Annotated in this window: 18 protein-coding genes; 1 reads left to right on the top strand and 17 read right to left on the bottom strand. The window is 35.1% G+C overall.

All coding sequences use genetic code 11. The annotated features are described in order from the left end of the window. Nucleotides 1-94 precede the first annotated feature (94 nt). The gene (locus ABEG63_RS14595) at nucleotides 95-1,024 is read left to right on the top strand and encodes a phosphatidylinositol-specific phospholipase C (protein ID WP_346585769.1); all 930 of its coding nucleotides are present in this window, start codon (nucleotides 95-97) and stop codon (nucleotides 1,022-1,024) included. A gap of 68 nt (nucleotides 1,025-1,092) precedes the next feature. Here ABEG63_RS14595 and ABEG63_RS14590 read toward each other — a convergent pair whose 3' ends face one another. From ABEG63_RS14590 to ABEG63_RS14510, 17 genes are all read right to left on the bottom strand, one after another. Beyond that, complete coding sequence (locus ABEG63_RS14590; RefSeq protein ID WP_346585767.1) at nucleotides 1,093-1,779, bottom strand: SMUG2 DNA glycosylase family protein; 687 nt, start codon at nucleotides 1,777-1,779, stop codon at nucleotides 1,093-1,095. Nucleotides 1,780-1,788: 9 nt separating this feature from the next. Further along, nucleotides 1,789-2,565, bottom strand: coding sequence for a DUF4241 domain-containing protein (locus ABEG63_RS14585; RefSeq protein WP_346585766.1), 777 nt, complete (start codon nucleotides 2,563-2,565; stop codon nucleotides 1,789-1,791). 127 nt (nucleotides 2,566-2,692) lie between these two features. Next, nucleotides 2,693-3,175, bottom strand: coding sequence for a hypothetical protein (locus ABEG63_RS14580; RefSeq protein WP_346585765.1), 483 nt, complete (start codon nucleotides 3,173-3,175; stop codon nucleotides 2,693-2,695). A gap of 286 nt (nucleotides 3,176-3,461) precedes the next feature. Then, nucleotides 3,462-5,957: a phenylacetic acid degradation bifunctional protein PaaZ gene (gene paaZ / locus ABEG63_RS14575; RefSeq protein ID WP_346585763.1), complete on the bottom strand. Its 2,496-nt coding sequence runs from the start codon at nucleotides 5,955-5,957 to the stop codon at nucleotides 3,462-3,464. 198 nt (nucleotides 5,958-6,155) lie between these two features. After that, a complete protein-coding gene (locus ABEG63_RS14570; RefSeq protein ID WP_346585761.1) occupies nucleotides 6,156-6,524 on the bottom strand; it encodes a hypothetical protein in 369 nt (122 codons plus the stop codon). Between the two features lie 9 nt (nucleotides 6,525-6,533). Then, nucleotides 6,534-7,361: an alpha/beta hydrolase-fold protein gene (locus ABEG63_RS14565; protein ID WP_346585759.1), complete on the bottom strand. Its 828-nt coding sequence runs from the start codon at nucleotides 7,359-7,361 to the stop codon at nucleotides 6,534-6,536. A gap of 21 nt (nucleotides 7,362-7,382) precedes the next feature. Continuing rightward, nucleotides 7,383-7,976: a transferase hexapeptide repeat family protein gene (locus ABEG63_RS14560; protein WP_346585757.1), complete on the bottom strand. Its 594-nt coding sequence runs from the start codon at nucleotides 7,974-7,976 to the stop codon at nucleotides 7,383-7,385. 186 nt (nucleotides 7,977-8,162) lie between these two features. Continuing rightward, complete coding sequence (gene pcaF, locus ABEG63_RS14555) at nucleotides 8,163-9,368, bottom strand: 3-oxoadipyl-CoA thiolase (RefSeq protein WP_346585755.1); 1,206 nt, start codon at nucleotides 9,366-9,368, stop codon at nucleotides 8,163-8,165. 89 nt (nucleotides 9,369-9,457) lie between these two features. Then, a complete protein-coding gene (gene paaI, locus ABEG63_RS14550; protein ID WP_346585753.1) occupies nucleotides 9,458-9,871 on the bottom strand; it encodes a hydroxyphenylacetyl-CoA thioesterase PaaI in 414 nt (137 codons plus the stop codon). 4 nt (nucleotides 9,872-9,875) lie between these two features. Next, a complete protein-coding gene (locus ABEG63_RS14545) occupies nucleotides 9,876-10,181 on the bottom strand; it encodes a hypothetical protein (protein WP_346585751.1) in 306 nt (101 codons plus the stop codon). Between the two features lie 85 nt (nucleotides 10,182-10,266). Next, entirely contained in the window at nucleotides 10,267-11,397 is a 1,131-nt protein-coding gene (locus tag ABEG63_RS14540; protein WP_346585815.1) for a 3-hydroxyacyl-CoA dehydrogenase NAD-binding domain-containing protein, read from the bottom strand. Nucleotides 11,398-11,468: 71 nt separating this feature from the next. Beyond that, nucleotides 11,469-12,269 (bottom strand): enoyl-CoA hydratase-related protein, encoded by an 801-nt coding sequence (locus ABEG63_RS14535; RefSeq protein ID WP_312392244.1) that lies wholly within the window; start codon nucleotides 12,267-12,269, stop codon nucleotides 11,469-11,471. A gap of 135 nt (nucleotides 12,270-12,404) precedes the next feature. Beyond that, nucleotides 12,405-12,869 carry a 1,2-phenylacetyl-CoA epoxidase subunit PaaD gene (gene paaD, locus ABEG63_RS14530; protein WP_346585749.1) on the bottom strand — a complete coding sequence of 155 codons (465 nt, stop codon included), beginning with the start codon at nucleotides 12,867-12,869 and terminating at the stop codon, nucleotides 12,405-12,407. Between the two features lie 3 nt (nucleotides 12,870-12,872). Then, a complete protein-coding gene (locus tag ABEG63_RS14525; protein ID WP_346585747.1) occupies nucleotides 12,873-13,682 on the bottom strand; it encodes an alpha/beta fold hydrolase in 810 nt (269 codons plus the stop codon). A gap of 3 nt (nucleotides 13,683-13,685) precedes the next feature. Continuing rightward, the gene (paaC, locus tag ABEG63_RS14520; RefSeq protein ID WP_346585813.1) at nucleotides 13,686-14,492 is read right to left on the bottom strand and encodes a 1,2-phenylacetyl-CoA epoxidase subunit PaaC; all 807 of its coding nucleotides are present in this window, start codon (nucleotides 14,490-14,492) and stop codon (nucleotides 13,686-13,688) included. Between the two features lie 12 nt (nucleotides 14,493-14,504). Further along, the gene (gene paaB / locus ABEG63_RS14515; protein ID WP_062672207.1) at nucleotides 14,505-14,786 is read right to left on the bottom strand and encodes a 1,2-phenylacetyl-CoA epoxidase subunit PaaB; all 282 of its coding nucleotides are present in this window, start codon (nucleotides 14,784-14,786) and stop codon (nucleotides 14,505-14,507) included. Between the two features lie 21 nt (nucleotides 14,787-14,807). Next, the gene (locus ABEG63_RS14510) at nucleotides 14,808-15,416 is read right to left on the bottom strand and encodes a hypothetical protein (RefSeq protein ID WP_346585745.1); all 609 of its coding nucleotides are present in this window, start codon (nucleotides 15,414-15,416) and stop codon (nucleotides 14,808-14,810) included. Nucleotides 15,417-15,419 lie beyond the last annotated feature (3 nt).

Genomic DNA, 15,419 nt, shown 5'->3' with positions numbered 1-15,419 from the left:
GAAAGATTCTAATGCATAAGTGTGATGAAATCCCCTGATTTGCTTCGGGGGATTTTTATTTTAAAACCAATCATCAAAATATTAATTAAAAATCATGGAAAATTACGCTACACACAATTGGATGAGCTACATCGATCATGATAAAAAGCTTACAGATTTAACGATTCTTGGTACACACGATAGCGGAACCTATCCCTCAAATTATGGTCCTGCCAAATGCCAGACAATGAACTTTCCAGACCAATTAAATTCCGGCATCAGATTTTTAGATATTCGTTTGAAACGAGGCTATGATGCAGATAAAGACCATGTTTTATGGGTTTATCATGGAATTGCAAGTATGGATATCAGCTTCAACGGTAAAGTATTGGGAGACTGTAATCAGTTTCTTTCTCAGAATCCATCGGAAACCATCATCATGTCTATAAAAAATGAATCTAATCCGGGAAATGATTCGGATAGAGAGAAATTTTATGATGATTTGAAAATCGCGATGGCTCAATTCCCCCATCTTTTTTATACTGAAAACAGAATTCCTTCATTAAAAGAAATAAGAGGAAAAATTGTTTTGGTAAGAAGGTTCGGGTTAGGAAACAGAGCTCAAATCGGGCTAAACCTTTATGATAACTGGCCGGATGACTCTTCTAACGGTTTTATAAACAACGGAATCAGCTATTATGTTCAGGATGTATATTACAGCTGGTCATCCGGTACGGATAGAGCCAATAAATTTAATGAATATGTAAAAGATGCCCTAAACATCGCAAAAGATGGAAGCCGAGCAACTCTTTTTTTCAATTTTTCCAGTGCAACGGGAGTTACAGGAGGTGTTTTGCCATTTGCATCTACGCCCAGAGATTTGGCAGATGCCGTAAACCCTCTGTTTATAAAATATATGCAAAATTATCCTAAAGGCAGATACGGAATTATCCCAATGGATTTTCCTGAAACACCCTCCAACAAAGAGCTTATAAAACAGATTATTGGAAGCAATACTTTCATTGCAGTTGCTCAACCCATATAATGAGATTGAACTAAAAAGATTCTAATTACATAAATGACTAAATCCTTTGAAATATTTTTTCAGGGGATTTATTTTTTCAACGCCAAAATATATTTATCAATATACAATTCCTTCTCTTTCGATTTGTATTGCTGAATATATCGAGGATGTTCCAGCACCGTCATTTTATCAAAAAGGTGAGCTTCTTTATTTAATTTTGAAATAAAATCGGCATTCTTTTTACCTAAAATAAAAACTTCTGAAGTATCAACATTTAAACTGAGATGAAACTGTAAAGATTCAATCATAAAATCTTTTACATCGTTGAAAAGTTCTTTATCATCATAATAATTGGCATTCACCGAACCTTTTTTGGTTTCTCTTACAATCGCCAAAGGAAACGGTGAGTTGATATAAACATCATGATAAAATTCTTCCGCTCCGCCATATTCTTCAATCATATCATACATAAAAACGGAAGAAACTTCGTGGGTTCGGGTAGATTCCATTTTTATTCCGCAAACACTTTCCAAACGTTTGGTATCGGTAAACGGAACTCCGGTAACACCTGCTCCGTGGCGACTTGGATTAATTCCGATTAAAAATTTTCTCTGATGAGAATCGTTATAATATTTTTCATAAAACTTTTGCATGACCACTAACGTTTCGGGATTATCCAAATACGGATTAAGCACCTGAAAACCATCGGGAAGACTTCCAGAATATTTCAAGTTTTTATTGAAATCAATAATCTGATCAGCAAAAGTTTTATTCATATTTACATTTTAACGGAGAAAAATAAAATTTTCGGGTTGATCCTCTTCATTGCCATCTACATCGTCTTCATCTCCTTCTTCACTTAAAGCCAATTCAATATCGATAAACTGAATATACAGACCGCAAATATTATCATTCGCATCATATGCGAAATACACAGGATAGGTTCCATCTCCAAAACCACTGGCAAACATAGGAATCTGAAATTCTGTATTCGGAACCTTCCAATTGATCCAGTCGCCAGCCTCTCTCTGATTGCTAGGATTTTCCTTATAATTTTGGGCGAAAAGTTCCGCAAAATAATCATCGTACATATTATCTACATTTGATTCCTCAACAAATTGATCTACAAAAGGAAGTACTTCTTTATCCGTAATACAGCCTAAGCCGGCATCCACTCCAAAACCGAAATAATCGTCTTCAGTTACGCCTTCGAGCTCTTCAATCCCGATTAAAGCTTCACTGTAAATAACAGGTTTTTCTTTTGTAAACTCAACTTTTACAACTGCATACCTGTCGCCCCAGTCTTCAGATTTCACTACAGAAATGGTCACCGGAAAATTTCCTTTCGGCGCCTGAATAAAATAAGGAGATTGATGATTATCCAAAGAAACAAGCGGATCTCTCACCACAATTTTTCCGGAAGGCAAAGAAACACTTCCGATTTCAATAGTTTCTAGTGGCTGACCTTCAATTTCATTTAAAGTAAAATAAGACTCAAGGTCTGTTGGGCAAACCAAAATATCTTTTACTTCTTCATACTTCTGCATCCAGTTTTCATTCATATTTTAATATTTTTTGAATTGATTTTAAATTTTAAAAATAAGGATGATTTATTCCAAATCAAAATTCAAGACATAAAAAAAGCAGTCTCAAATTGAAACTGCCCATGTCTTTCTATTGAAATAAAAATTAGTTAATATCAACATTCATTATGGTTCCGACATAATTCAAATCCATAGTAATTCCTCCTGCGACGATGTGATTGGTTCCGGCTCCACTACAATCGAGCCCTAATGTGTAAGAACCTGTTGGCGTATTAATGGTAATCTGCTTCCATTCTACTGCATCGGTAATACTTTGATCAATACTTGTTGCAGGAATATTATAAACTGTATTAGTTCCGTCTTTTGCGAGCACTCTCCATTGATCAATCGGAAATGAAACCGCGTATGTAGAATTGTGATCTTTATAGAATTCTCCTCGCTCAGAAGGGAGAAGAACAGGTATGTCATTGGAAATTATAGGAAGACAGGTTCCGGGATTTTGTGTGTTAAAGCTTTTTAACGTAAAAGTAATATCTACGGGAGAGCTGTTATTTACTTTTACCTGATTTTGTTGAGCATAAGAGAATGAGCTTACCAACAGTAAGCAAAATAATGAGATGTACTTCATGATTAAGTTTTTAATAGATTTTATGTATAAAATAAAATTCTGTGTATAAATTAATTTCTTGAATGATAGAAAACGGATCTTCGCGAATGCAAAAAGTCATAAGATTTGATTTTTTCATGTAAACATTAATTTTTTTGGTGTAATAAAAATATAAAATTTCAGTCAATATTTCTATTAAAAGTGAAAAATAATATTGATTTTTAAAAATTCACATAATACTATTGAAAAACAACAATCCCTTTCAGTAAAAACCAAAAGGGATCGTAAATTTATATTTTATTTCGAATTAAACTAATCCAAACTGTTCAAAATGATGCGTAAAATGCTTCTTATGCATTAATTCCCACATTTCTTTATTCAGTTTTCCGAAGACAAAGTTCATGTGTTCTGCATGAGGATTTTCTTTATAATAAATCGAAAATCTCTTTAAATTATCTAGGAAAGACTGTTTGGCAGCATCCAGATTTTTATGTTTCAGTTCCAATAGCGTTTCATCTTCAGCCAAAAACGGTGCAGGGAAATCTTTTGGCATTTTTCTGTGATTATACAAAGAATCCTGCCATTTTTCCAATTGCTCTTCCGGAGTGAAACATTTATCAGCTTCCGGCTCGCCAAGACTTACCAAAACGCCGTGTTCCAAATGCTCAATCATTTGCTGAGGAGACATTTTACCCCAATTTGGTTGAGTAGATTCCGTTAAACCATTTAACGTTTTCTGAATATTTTTTACATTTAAATCTATGAAAGGAGAATGTTTCGCCACCAAAGTTAAAATCGTAGCCACACAAACAATCTCATCTCTTTGGTTTACAACCTCAACCAACCATTTCACAACTCCAGAAGGAATATTTCTTCCTTTAACTCCACGGTTGATTTTTTCTTTTGCCGTTAAATAAACCGTAATGGTATCTCCCGCGTAAACAGGCTTGAAGAATGAACAATTTTCCAATCCGTAATTCGCGATAACTGGGCCTTTTTTACCTGAAACGAACAATCCAGCCGCCGCAGAAAGGATAAAATATCCATGAGCAACGGTTTTATCAAATATAGTTCCCGTTAAGCTCGTTGCATCTGTATGTGCGTAGAAATGATCCCAAGAAACATTAGAGAAATTCACGATATCTGCATCAGTTACCGTTCTTCCTGCTGTTTCTAAAGAATCGCCAACCTCAACTTCTTCGAAATATTTCTGGAAAGGATGTTTGTCTGAATATTTTTTCTCAGCACCTTGCTGATAAATTTTAGTAATTGCCGTCAACGTATCTGGAGAACCTTGAATCGCCGTTTTTTGAAGGAAGAAATGAAGACCGCCTAAACCGCCCATTTCCTCACCACCACCCGCTCTTCCGGGACCACCGTGCATCAACGTCGGAAGCGGAGAACCATGACCTGTACTTTCTTTTGCATTGTCTCTGTTTAACACGAAAATTCTTCCGTGTTGAGAAGCCATTTTCCATGAAGTTTCTGCTACAAAATTGTTATCGTAAGAAACAATAGAACCTACCAAACTTCCTTTTCCTCTCTTTGCTAATGCTGCAGCTTCTTCCGCATCTTTGTATGGCATCAACGTAGAAACCGGGCCGAAAGCTTCGACATCATGAGAGATATTTTTTTCGAAAGGTTTGTCATTTAAGAACAACTTCGGGCTCATAAATGCTCCTTTTTCATAGTCCGCATCTACCAATTCATGTTTTCCGTCGTAGATCAGTTCGTTTTCAGTTTTTAGAATATCAACTTTTCTTAAAACCTCATCATACTGCTGTTTTCCAACCAAAGAACCCATTCTTGTTTCTCTGCTTAACGGGTTTCCGATTTTTGTCTGATCTAAAGCTTTAGATAAAGCATTCTGAACATCACCGATTAAGTTTTCCGGAACGATAATTCTTCGGATCGCCGTACATTTTTGTCCGGCTTTCGTGGTCATTTCGTTACGAACTTCTTTGATGAACAAATCAAATTCCGGAGTTCCCGGTTTTGCATCCAAACCAAGAATCGAACAGTTCAAAGAATCTGCCTCCATGTTGAAACGAACCGCATTTCCAGCAATTGATGGTAAAGATTTTAATTTTCTACCTGTTGTCGCAGAACCTGTAAATAACACGGAATCTCCATCCTGAACATAATCCAAAATATTTCCGGGTTCGCCACAAACCAATTGAACAGCACCTTCAGGAAGAATTCCGCTTTCAATCATATCCTGAAAAACTGCGTTCGTTAAATATGAACCAAACGGAGAAGGTTTCACAATTGACGGAACACCTGCCAACAAAGATGTGGATAACTTTTCTAACATTCCCCAAACCGGAAAGTTGTACGCATTGATTTGAACTGAAACTCCTTCACTCGGTGTTAAAATATGAGTTCCCAAGAAAGTACCGTTTGCAGAAATTTTCTGAGTATCTCCATCCACCCAAAACGGAGTGTTCGGAAGCATTCTTTTCGCCAAACCTGAGTAAGTAAAAAAAGTACCGAAACCTCCCTCGATATCTACCCAAGAATCAACATGAGTTGCTCCCGTTTTATAAGATAATTCGTAATATTTTTTCTTTCTTTCTAAAAGGTAAAGTGCTACTTTTTTCAACATTTCTCCACGATCGTAGAACGTCATGGATGAAAGGTTTTTGTAACCTATTGTTCTTCCGTAGTCTAAAGCCTGCTCGAAATTCAGACCTTTCGTATCGGAAACAGCAACCTGTTCTCCTGTCACAGCATTGTACAAAGGAATTCCGTTTCCAGAACCTTCAATCCATTCGCCGTGGATATAATTTTTTAACTTTTCCATATAGTTTTTTATTTTTTACTAATATTTTATCTTTTGATCTTTATTTACTTGAGGATGTTTATCCAATAAATAAAGAACTCTGTCAGATTTAGAAAAAGGAATGTTATGAGTAATACAAGCTTCTTTTAAATCAATCAGATACTTTTTATACAATTCAAATTTCTTTGATTTACTAAATGGAATTTTCAAATTTTCTCCCTATAAGATTCTGTAAACCCTTTGATCAATAATTTGAAAATAATCCGAATCAATAAATCTTAAAAAAGTCGAAGCCATTGGCAAATCAAAGCCTTTTGAATCTAATAATTTAATTAAAATATTATCTGATAAATCCTCATCATATCCTTTCCTTAAAGCATTAATTTTTACAATTAAATCGTTATCAATTTCCGGGAACCGATTAGTTTTCCAAAGAACAATTTCCAACATAGTTTCATAAGTGAAATCATCTTTTTTATTATCAAGTTTATCCGTTAATCCTTTTTGATATTTAAATTCGGGAAGCTCAAGAAGAAGATCCTGAATATTTTCTAAATTCTTAATACTTTTAATTTCATCGTTTTTCATGAAATAAAATTATTTAGGCTCTTGATACGGAAACAATTTCACCAAACCTTCATACAAACTTCTGTGAAGAATAGTTGCATGATTGTCTGTTTCCATCATTTTATAATCTAAAGTCCAATTTTTCTTGTTGGCTTTTTTCAGAACATCAAATAAATCTTCAGCATCTTTTACCATCACAGGGTGTTCACCTTTTCCGACAGAAACATAAATAAATTTCTTGGAATCCGGAATTTTGGTTAATAATTGAGGAGCCTGTTTTAAAAGACTTTCATCATCCCACCATAAACTCGGACTGATGATAAAATAATTATTAAACATTTCAGGTTTTTTCAACAAAATTTCTGTGGCTAAAAGTCCGCCCAATGATTGTCCGAATATATATTTATCGGTTGTTTTAAACTGACTTTCGATATAAGGTTTTAATTCTTTTTCCAGGAAATTGATAAACTTATCAGAATGTCCGGTCGTAGGATAATCTTTCTGTAAGTCTTTCAAATCTGTATGAAAAGTGAAGTCTCTTTTTCTATCAACATTGGCAATTCCCACCACAATCGTCTCCGGCATTGAATACATTTGATTAAAAAATTGAACTAAACCCGTCACATGAATAAAATCTTCATTCATGCTTCCATCCAAAAGATAGATAATCGGGTAGGATTTTGTCTTGTCGAAATTTTGTGGAAGATAGATGTTCAAAATTCTGTCTTCATTTAAAACTTTAGACTTTATGGTTCTGATTTCTCCAATAGTCAATGGTTTTACATTTCCTGTCTGAGCAAAAACCACCGATTGAAATGTAAAGAGAATACTGCAGAAAATGAGAAGTTTTTTAATCATAGTTAAATTTTGTCTGGTAATTTATTTCACGTCATCCCAAATGCTGTAATCAACAACCTTCGTAGGAATCTGTTGAACATATTCTGTAAAAGGTTCGCAAGGTAAAATCGCATCTTTTCCTTCTCTTGCCAACTCTTGATATAATTTTGTCCCTTCCGTTTTCCACTTGATCATTTCATCAGAAACATCACGGAGAATTTTTGCCGGACTTCCAACAATCAGTTTTCTTGGTTCACATTTGAAATTTGCAGGAACGAAAGCCAAAGCTCCGATAATACATTCATCACCGATAACGGCTTTGTCCATTACAACCGCATTCATTCCAACCAAACAATTTCTACCGATATGCCCGGAATGAATAATCGCTCCATGACCGATGTGCGCAGATTCTTCTAAAATAGTTTCAATTCCCGGAAAAACGTGAAGTGTACAGTTTTCCTGAACATTCGCACCGTCTTTGATGATAATTTTACCCCAGTCTCCACGAATAACCGCGTTGGGACCGATATAAACTTCTTCGCCGATTTCAACATTTCCGATGATCACCGCTTGTGGATGAACGTAAGCGGAAGGTTTGATGATGGGACGAATTCCGTGATATGAGTAAATATTCATAATTTTAATTTTAATATTAAATTCTTTTGTCTTGAAACAAAAGAACCAAAAATTCAAGACTGTAAACTTTTATGCTACAAATTGAAAAATTTCCTAAAAAGTTTAAAACTCGCTTTGCTCAGACATAAAACTTTTCTTAACGGTAATTTTGAAATTTGCTTAACGCTAAAAGTTTAGATGTCGTTTTTAGACACGCTCAATCACCATTGCATAACCTTGTCCAACACCGATACAAAGAGTACACAACGCATATTTTTTATCTTGTTTTTGAAGTTCCATAGCGGCAGAACCAACGATTCTTGCTCCGGAAACTCCAAGTGGGTGACCGATCGCGATTGCTCCTCCGTTTGGATTTACTCTTGAATCATCATCTTTTAAACCTAAAGTTCTAGTTACCGCCAAAGCCTGAGCTGCAAACGCTTCATTCAATTCAATGATGTCCATATCGTCTAATGAAAGATTCAGTCTTTTTAATAATTTCTGAGTCGCTTCAACAGGTCCGATTCCCATAATTCTTGGTTCAACACCGGCAACAGATGATCCTAAGATCTTAGCTTTTGGTTTTAAACCATATTTTTTTACTGCTTCTTCGCTTGCTAAAATTAAAGCAGCTGCTCCGTCATTCATTCCTGAAGCATTTCCAGCCGTTACTGTTCCTTCTTTTCTGAAAGCCGGACGAAGCTTTCCTAAACCTTCCATTGAAGAAGTTGGTTTGATGAATTCGTCTGTATCAAAGATTTTCGGCTCGCCTTTTCTCTGTGGAATTTCAACTTTTACGATTTCTTCCGCCAATCTTCCGCTTTCCTGAGCTTTAGTCGCTTTTTGTTGAGACCAAAGGGCAAATTTATCCTGATCTTCACGGCTAATATTGTGCATTTCTGCTAAATTTTCAGCAGTATCTCCCATTGTATCAACACCGTATAATTCTTTCATTTTCGGATTGATGAATCTCCATCCGAAAGTGGTATCAAACATCTGACTGTCTCTACCAAAAGCCGCACTTGGTTTTGACATTACATAAGGCGAACGCGTCATATGTTCTACTCCACCTGCGATGTAAATTTCACCTTCTCCTGCTGCAATCGAACGGAAAGCATTTGCCACCGCCGACATTCCTGAAGCACAAAGTCTGTTGACTGTTTCACCTCCGATTTTATATGGAAGTCCTGCCAATAAAAGTCCCATTCTGGCTACGTTTCTGTTATCTTCACCCGCCTGATTTGCACATCCGAAAATAACATCTTCAATTTCCTCAACCGGAACTTCTGGGTTTCTTGCTACGACTTCTTTGATAACAATTGCCGCCAAATCATCGGCACGAACTTCAGAAAGTCCGCCAGCCAATTTCGAGATGGGTGTTCTTACATAATCTATGATATATACGTTGTTCATATTTTTTTGCTTTAGGCTAAAAGCTATAAGCAGTAGGCTTTCCCGCTTCAAAAAAGCTTGTTGCCTGTTGCCTTAAGCTTACTGCTTATTTATAATTCTGTTACTTTTTTTCCGATTTTATATACTGTTCCGACAAACTTTGCTACCTGATCGTTATTTTGATTGGTAATTTTAATGTCGTAAATCGCTGTTTTTCTGGTATTATTTACCAAAACACTTTCTGCTCTGAAAATATCGCCTTCTCTTCCGGCCTTGGTAAAATTGATGGTTACACTTAATGCAACGGCTGCATTTCCGTCATTGTTTGATGAAAAAGCAAACGCAGAATCTGCAAACGCGAATGTTACTCCTCCGTGAACCGTGCCCAATCCGTTGAGCATTTGTTTGGTGATTTCCATTTCAATCAAAGAATAATTTTCTTTAATATCAATGATTTTAATTCCTAAAAATTGGGAGAACTCGTCTTTCTCCATCATATAATCTACAACCTGTCTCGGATTCATACTATTATATATTTGTTATTTCTTCATATAATTCATCAACCAGTTTGTCATAAATACTCATGGTTTTGCCAAGAATTATCTGCTCGTATGTGAGGTTATCTGATGAATTTTCATGGGCATAAAAAGCATTTAAATCAATTCCGTCTTCATTGGCGATTCTTTTAACCAGCTCTTTATATTTTTCATTGAATTTTCCTAATAATTCTAATTTTTCCTGATCATCGTTAATCAAAGAAAGTTCCTGAATAATATATTCCTTTTCAATGATGAGCCTTGTCTCTAATTCGGCTCTAAATCCATCTATATCCATGCTATTAATGTAACAATTTAGCAATATATCAGTTTACCAATGTTTTTAAATATTGTTACATTGACAAACTGATACGCTGGTATATTTATAATTTACGCAGCAACGGGCTTTGTCTGTATCTTTCTTCCTGATATTCTTCATAAAGATTTTGAAGGGTTTCAGAGATTTTTGCATATCCTATTTCTTTTCCCCAAGCCAATAATCCTTTTGGATAATTTACCCCTTTCTGCATTGCCAATTCTAAATCTTCATCGTTGGCAACTCCTAATCTTTTGGCTTCAACCGCTTCATTAATCAACATTGAAATAATTCTCAGGAAAATTTGTTGATAAAGCGCATTGTCTTTTTCGGCAACAGGTTTTTCTGCTCCTTCAGAATAATCGTAGAATCCTTTTCCTGTTTTTCTGCCGTGAAGTTTGGCTTCCGACATTCTTTGCTGAAGAAGAGAGGGCTTGTATTTCGGATCGTAGAAATATTCGTTGTAAACCGTTTTTGTTACGGAAAAATTGACATCAACACCAATTAAATCCATTAATTCAAAAGGTCCCATTTTGAAGTTTCCGATTGTTTTCATGGCTTCATCAACTTGTTCTACTGTTGCGATGTTTTCTTCAACAATTCTTAAACCTTCACCATAATATGGACGGGCGATTCTGTTCACGATAAATCCAGGAATATCTTTGGCAATAACAGGCGTTTTACCCCAATCTTTCATCAGATTGTAGATTTTTTCTGCTAAAGATTTTTCTGTTAGTAAAGATGGAATAACCTCAACTAAAGGCATTAATGGAGCCGGATTGAAAAAATGAATTCCGATGAAACGCTCCGGTTTTTGTAATTCCGCACCGAGAGAGGTAATGGAAATGGATGATGTATTGGAACCAATCACACAACTTTCTGAAACGTGTTTCTCTAATTCTGTGAAAACTTTGGTTTTTATGTCTTTATTTTCGATGATGGCTTCAATGATTAATTCGCAATCTTTGAAGTCCTTCAATTCTGTAGCAATGGAAATATTAGATAAAATTTCAGTCATTTTCTCTGCTGAAATTTTCTGCTTATCAACCAATTTGGTTAATGTTTTTTCCAGACCTACGGTTGCCGTTTCTACTTGTTTTGCGTTGGCGTCATACACCCAAACTTTGCATCCGTTCGTTGCGGCTACTTGTGCAATGCCGATTCCCATTGTTCCGGCACCGATAATTCCTACATTCATCATAATGTAACAGTGTATCAATGCAACAATGTAACAATCACTGCTACATTGGTACATTCTTATATTAATTCTTATTTTCCTTTATAATTAGGTTTTCTTTTTTCTAAAAAGGCATTTACCCCTTCGATAAAATCTTCTGTTTCTGCAGCTTCCTGTTGAAGATCGCCTTCCAGTTCCAATTGTTCTTTCAATGTATTGTTGTAAGAATTGGCGAAGGCTTTTTTGGTTAATTTTAAACCGACAGTTGGCATATTTGACACTTTTTCAAGAATTTCTAAAGATTTAGAATTGAATTCTTCTTCCGTAAAAACTTCAGCCACCAATCCATAAGATTTTGATTCTTCAGCCGATAATCTTTTCCCTGTAAATGCTAAATAATTGGCCAATTGTCTTCCCAAAAGTTTTGGTAAGTAATAGGTACCTCCCGTATCAGGAATTAAACCTATATTAGAAAATGCCTGCGAGAAATAAGCCTTTTCATTCGCTAAAACGAAATCACAGATTAATGCCAACATCGCTCCAGCACCTACTGCCGGACCATTTACCAAAGCAACAACCGGTTTTTTGCAACGTGTAATTTCAGTTACCAGCGGATTGTAATAATCTACCACGATTTTTCTGATAATATCATTATCGTGGTGTTCTTTTCCCGTTACAAAAGCATCATCAAGGTTTTGACCAGAGCAGAACGCTCTTCCTCTTCCTGAAATCGCAACGCATCTTACCGTAGGATCATTGCTACACTCTTTCACAAAGTCTTTTAAATCTGATAAAGACGGTTTTGTAAGCGCATTCATGGTGTCTGGTTGGTTCAGATAAGCAATTTTTAGCTTTCCGTCAAAATGCGATTCAATATCGAGTTGTGTGTACATAGTATTAATTTTTAAATTTAACAATGCACTAATTTAGTCATAATGTAACAATTTATCAGTCTAACAATGTAACAATTGTAATGTCATACTGAGCATATTGGTAAACTGTTAGACTGATAAATTGCTACATTAATTTTAGTGACATTTAAAATAGTCAAAAGGCTCTAAACAGTCTAAACACTGATACGAAGCTTTACATAATGTAGACCCGAATCTGCTGATCTGTTTGGTATGTTCGGAACCGCAACGAGGACATTTTTTCGGTTTCCCGATATGATGTTCGTCGGCTCCTTTTTCGGGAGGTGTAATTCCGTAAACGCGAAGTTTTTCTCTCGCTTCATCCGTCAACCAATCTGTTGTCCAAATCGGAAACATCTTGGTAACTACTTTTGCATCCCAACCGTTTTCTTTCATCATTTTGATGATGTCTTCCTCAATGGTAAACATCGCTGGACAGGCAGAATACGTAGGCGTAATGGTTACTTCACAAGAATTCTCGCTCGTAATTTTCGCTTCTCTTACAATACCTAATTCCACAATATCAATGACTGGAATTTCCGGGTCAGGAATTGTTTTTAATAAATCTAAAAGCTGATTCATATTTTAATTGTTATCAAAATCAAGGATTTTTTTCATTGAATTCTGATAATCCAAATTATCTGTTATTCCGTTATGCGACTGATCTTTTAAAATAATCAGTTTGTCTCCTTTTTTGAAATTATTTTTAATCTTTAAAGAGGCTTTATAATTAATAACCTCATCTTTATCTCCATGAAAAATAATAACGGGCGACTTAACGGTTTTTAAATATTCATTGGTTTCAAAATTATATTTTAGCAAAAACTTCGGAAGAAATGAAAATTTCTGATTCATTTCATCTTCAATACTGAAGTAAGGTGCTTGTAAAATCAACAATCTTGCATTTTTCTGCGATGCCAATCTCGAAGCTAAACCTGTTCCGATGGAATATCCTAAAATAATAATCTTTTTTTCGGGGTATCTTTTTGCGACCTCATCATAAGCAAGCTCAACATCCGAAAATAATTGATCTTTACCACTTATTTTGTCTTCACTTTTTCCGTAACCTCTGTAATCCAATATGAAAACATCGTAATTCATACTGTTGTAAAATTCGGCTACTTCACCCCAACCATTTATAGAACCTCCGTTTCCGTGAAGGTAGAAAATCACCCCTTTCGGATCTTGAGATTTAAATAAAACTGAGTTTAATTTCTTTTGATCTTTTGTAGGAACAGTTATTTCATCAAAGTTACTTTTAAAATTAAATGAATAATTTTCCGCTAACTTTTCAGGATGAAAAATTATTTTTTCCTGATAGAAAAACACAGCCACACAAAGCGCGACATACGCCAAGAGAAAAAAAGCAACGATTCCCAGCAACATTTTTTTCATTTCTTACCAAGTACAACCCGGATATGCTCTCTGCATATACTGCAGCTCACAAAGGATAAATCCAAAATATTCCGTATGGTAACCTGTTCTTGATTTTGGCTGCATGAAAGGATTTGTAGGATATTCTAACCCGAAACCTTCAAAATCTTTCTGAGTAATCGAAATAAATTCTTCGTAAAGAGCATCTGCATTCGGAGCGATATTTAAAGCTACCAAATCATCTTCTCCTTCAGTTTTTGCGAATAGACCTTTCGTGTATTCCCAAATATTTTCGATTGATTTTTCTAAACGAGATTTACTTTCTTCAGTTCCCTGAGCGAAAATTTTCATCCACGAAGCAGCATGAGTATAGTGATATCTTACCTCTTTTAAAGATTTCTGAGCAATGGCAGAAAGTTCTTCATTAGTAGAATTTGATAATGCTTCGTACATCAATTTCTGATACACAGCAAACACATAAACTTTTAAAATCGTCTGAGCATAATCTTCGTTCGGAAGTTCTGTCCAGTGTGCATTTACATATTCGTGCTCGTATCTTAGAAACGCCAAATCATCTTCACTTTTTCCGTTGTCGATCACTCTTGAAGCGTAAACGTAAAAGTTATTCGCCTGTCCAAGTTCATCCAACGCGATATTCGTTAATGCAATATCTTCCTCTAAATAAGGACCTTCACCGCACCACGCAGACAAACGCTGTCCCATAATGAAACTGTCGTCTGCTAGTTTTAATAAATAATTATATAATGGGTTCATTATTTTAGCTTTTGGCTTTTGGCGTCTAGCTTTTGGCCAATTGCCAGCAGCTAACAGCCAGTCGCTGTTTTACATATTTTTTACATCGTTTGGAATCTCGTAGAACGTCGGGTGACGGTATAGTTTGTCATCAGCCGGATCGAAAAATGCTTCTTTATCCACTCCTTCCGAAGTCACGATATATTTACTTGGAACTACCCAAACAGAAGTTCCTTCTTTTCTTCTTGTATAAACGTCTCTTGCGTTCTGCAAAGCCATTTCTGCTGTTGGCGCCTGCACAATTCCAACGTGTTTGTGAGATAATCCCGGTTTAGTCTGAATAAACACTTCCCACATATCTAATTGACTCATTATCTATTTTTATTTTTTTTATTAATTAAGATTATCAAAACCTATACGATTATTACTAACATCAAAAAGAGCTTTTAGATCTTGATGTTTTATTTCAAATTCTTCAAGAGTTAAAACATTTTTTAATCTTAGCCATTCCAAATTATTAAATTGTCTTTCATAGCTCAAATTTTTATCTAAAAAACCATAATTATCTAATAAGTATTTATTACGTTTTTCAATCAAAATATTAAAGAATCTTTCAACCTCAATTTTATCTGGGTTATTTTTAAACATCATAATGCTTTCATTATTAATCAACCCTATTCTCCAAGAATTTTCTTTAATTCTATATGACAAATAAAAAAATAACATTGAAACACTTCCCCAAATAATAGGAGCTTCAACCTCTACATCATCATCTTCAAAATACCAAACTACACTTAAAACCGTTAATAAAGTGAAAAATACACCTATAAAAACAAACCACGGTTCTGTTTTCTTAAAAGAACTTTTGCTCCCTAAAATATTTTCAAAAGGGATATATATTTCATTTTCATTTCCTAATCTTGATTCTTTAAATCTTAACTTAGATCCGATAATTTCAAACTCTCTTTTATGAAAAAGCTTTTTTTGAACTAAAGTATTCACTAG

Origin of the sequence: Chryseobacterium sp. C39-AII1 (assembly GCF_039672645.1) — a bacterium.
In the GTDB taxonomy this organism is placed as follows: domain Bacteria; phylum Bacteroidota; class Bacteroidia; order Flavobacteriales; family Weeksellaceae; genus Chryseobacterium.
Note: the sequence above shows the minus strand (reverse complement) of the source record. Positions and strands in the feature narration are given on the sequence as shown.

What these genes read in the sequence shown, in the direction of transcription:
- ABEG63_RS14595 (WP_346585769.1), top strand. Translation starts at nt 95, where the DNA reads ATGGAAAATTACGCTACACACAATTGGATGAGCTACATCGATCATGAT.
- ABEG63_RS14590 (WP_346585767.1), bottom strand. Translation starts at nt 1,779, where the DNA reads ATGAATAAAACTTTTGCTGATCAGATTATTGATTTCAATAAAAACTTG.
- ABEG63_RS14585 (WP_346585766.1), bottom strand. Translation starts at nt 2,565, where the DNA reads ATGAATGAAAACTGGATGCAGAAGTATGAAGAAGTAAAAGATATTTTG.
- ABEG63_RS14580 (WP_346585765.1), bottom strand. Translation starts at nt 3,175, where the DNA reads ATGAAGTACATCTCATTATTTTGCTTACTGTTGGTAAGCTCATTCTCT.
- paaZ (WP_346585763.1), bottom strand. Translation starts at nt 5,957, where the DNA reads ATGGAAAAGTTAAAAAATTATATCCACGGCGAATGGATTGAAGGTTCT.
- ABEG63_RS14570 (WP_346585761.1), bottom strand. Translation starts at nt 6,524, where the DNA reads ATGAAAAACGATGAAATTAAAAGTATTAAGAATTTAGAAAATATTCAG.
- ABEG63_RS14565 (WP_346585759.1), bottom strand. Translation starts at nt 7,361, where the DNA reads ATGATTAAAAAACTTCTCATTTTCTGCAGTATTCTCTTTACATTTCAA.
- ABEG63_RS14560 (WP_346585757.1), bottom strand. Translation starts at nt 7,976, where the DNA reads ATGAATATTTACTCATATCACGGAATTCGTCCCATCATCAAACCTTCC.
- pcaF (WP_346585755.1), bottom strand. Translation starts at nt 9,368, where the DNA reads ATGAACAACGTATATATCATAGATTATGTAAGAACACCCATCTCGAAA.
- paaI (WP_346585753.1), bottom strand. Translation starts at nt 9,871, where the DNA reads ATGAATCCGAGACAGGTTGTAGATTATATGATGGAGAAAGACGAGTTC.
- ABEG63_RS14545 (WP_346585751.1), bottom strand. Translation starts at nt 10,181, where the DNA reads ATGGATATAGATGGATTTAGAGCCGAATTAGAGACAAGGCTCATCATT.
- ABEG63_RS14540 (WP_346585815.1), bottom strand. Translation starts at nt 11,397, where the DNA reads ATGAATGTAGGAATTATCGGTGCCGGAACAATGGGAATCGGCATTGCA.
- ABEG63_RS14535 (WP_312392244.1), bottom strand. Translation starts at nt 12,269, where the DNA reads ATGTACACACAACTCGATATTGAATCGCATTTTGACGGAAAGCTAAAA.
- paaD (WP_346585749.1), bottom strand. Translation starts at nt 12,869, where the DNA reads ATGAATCAGCTTTTAGATTTATTAAAAACAATTCCTGACCCGGAAATT.
- ABEG63_RS14525 (WP_346585747.1), bottom strand. Translation starts at nt 13,682, where the DNA reads ATGAAAAAAATGTTGCTGGGAATCGTTGCTTTTTTTCTCTTGGCGTAT.
- paaB (WP_062672207.1), bottom strand. Translation starts at nt 14,786, where the DNA reads ATGAGTCAATTAGATATGTGGGAAGTGTTTATTCAGACTAAACCGGGA.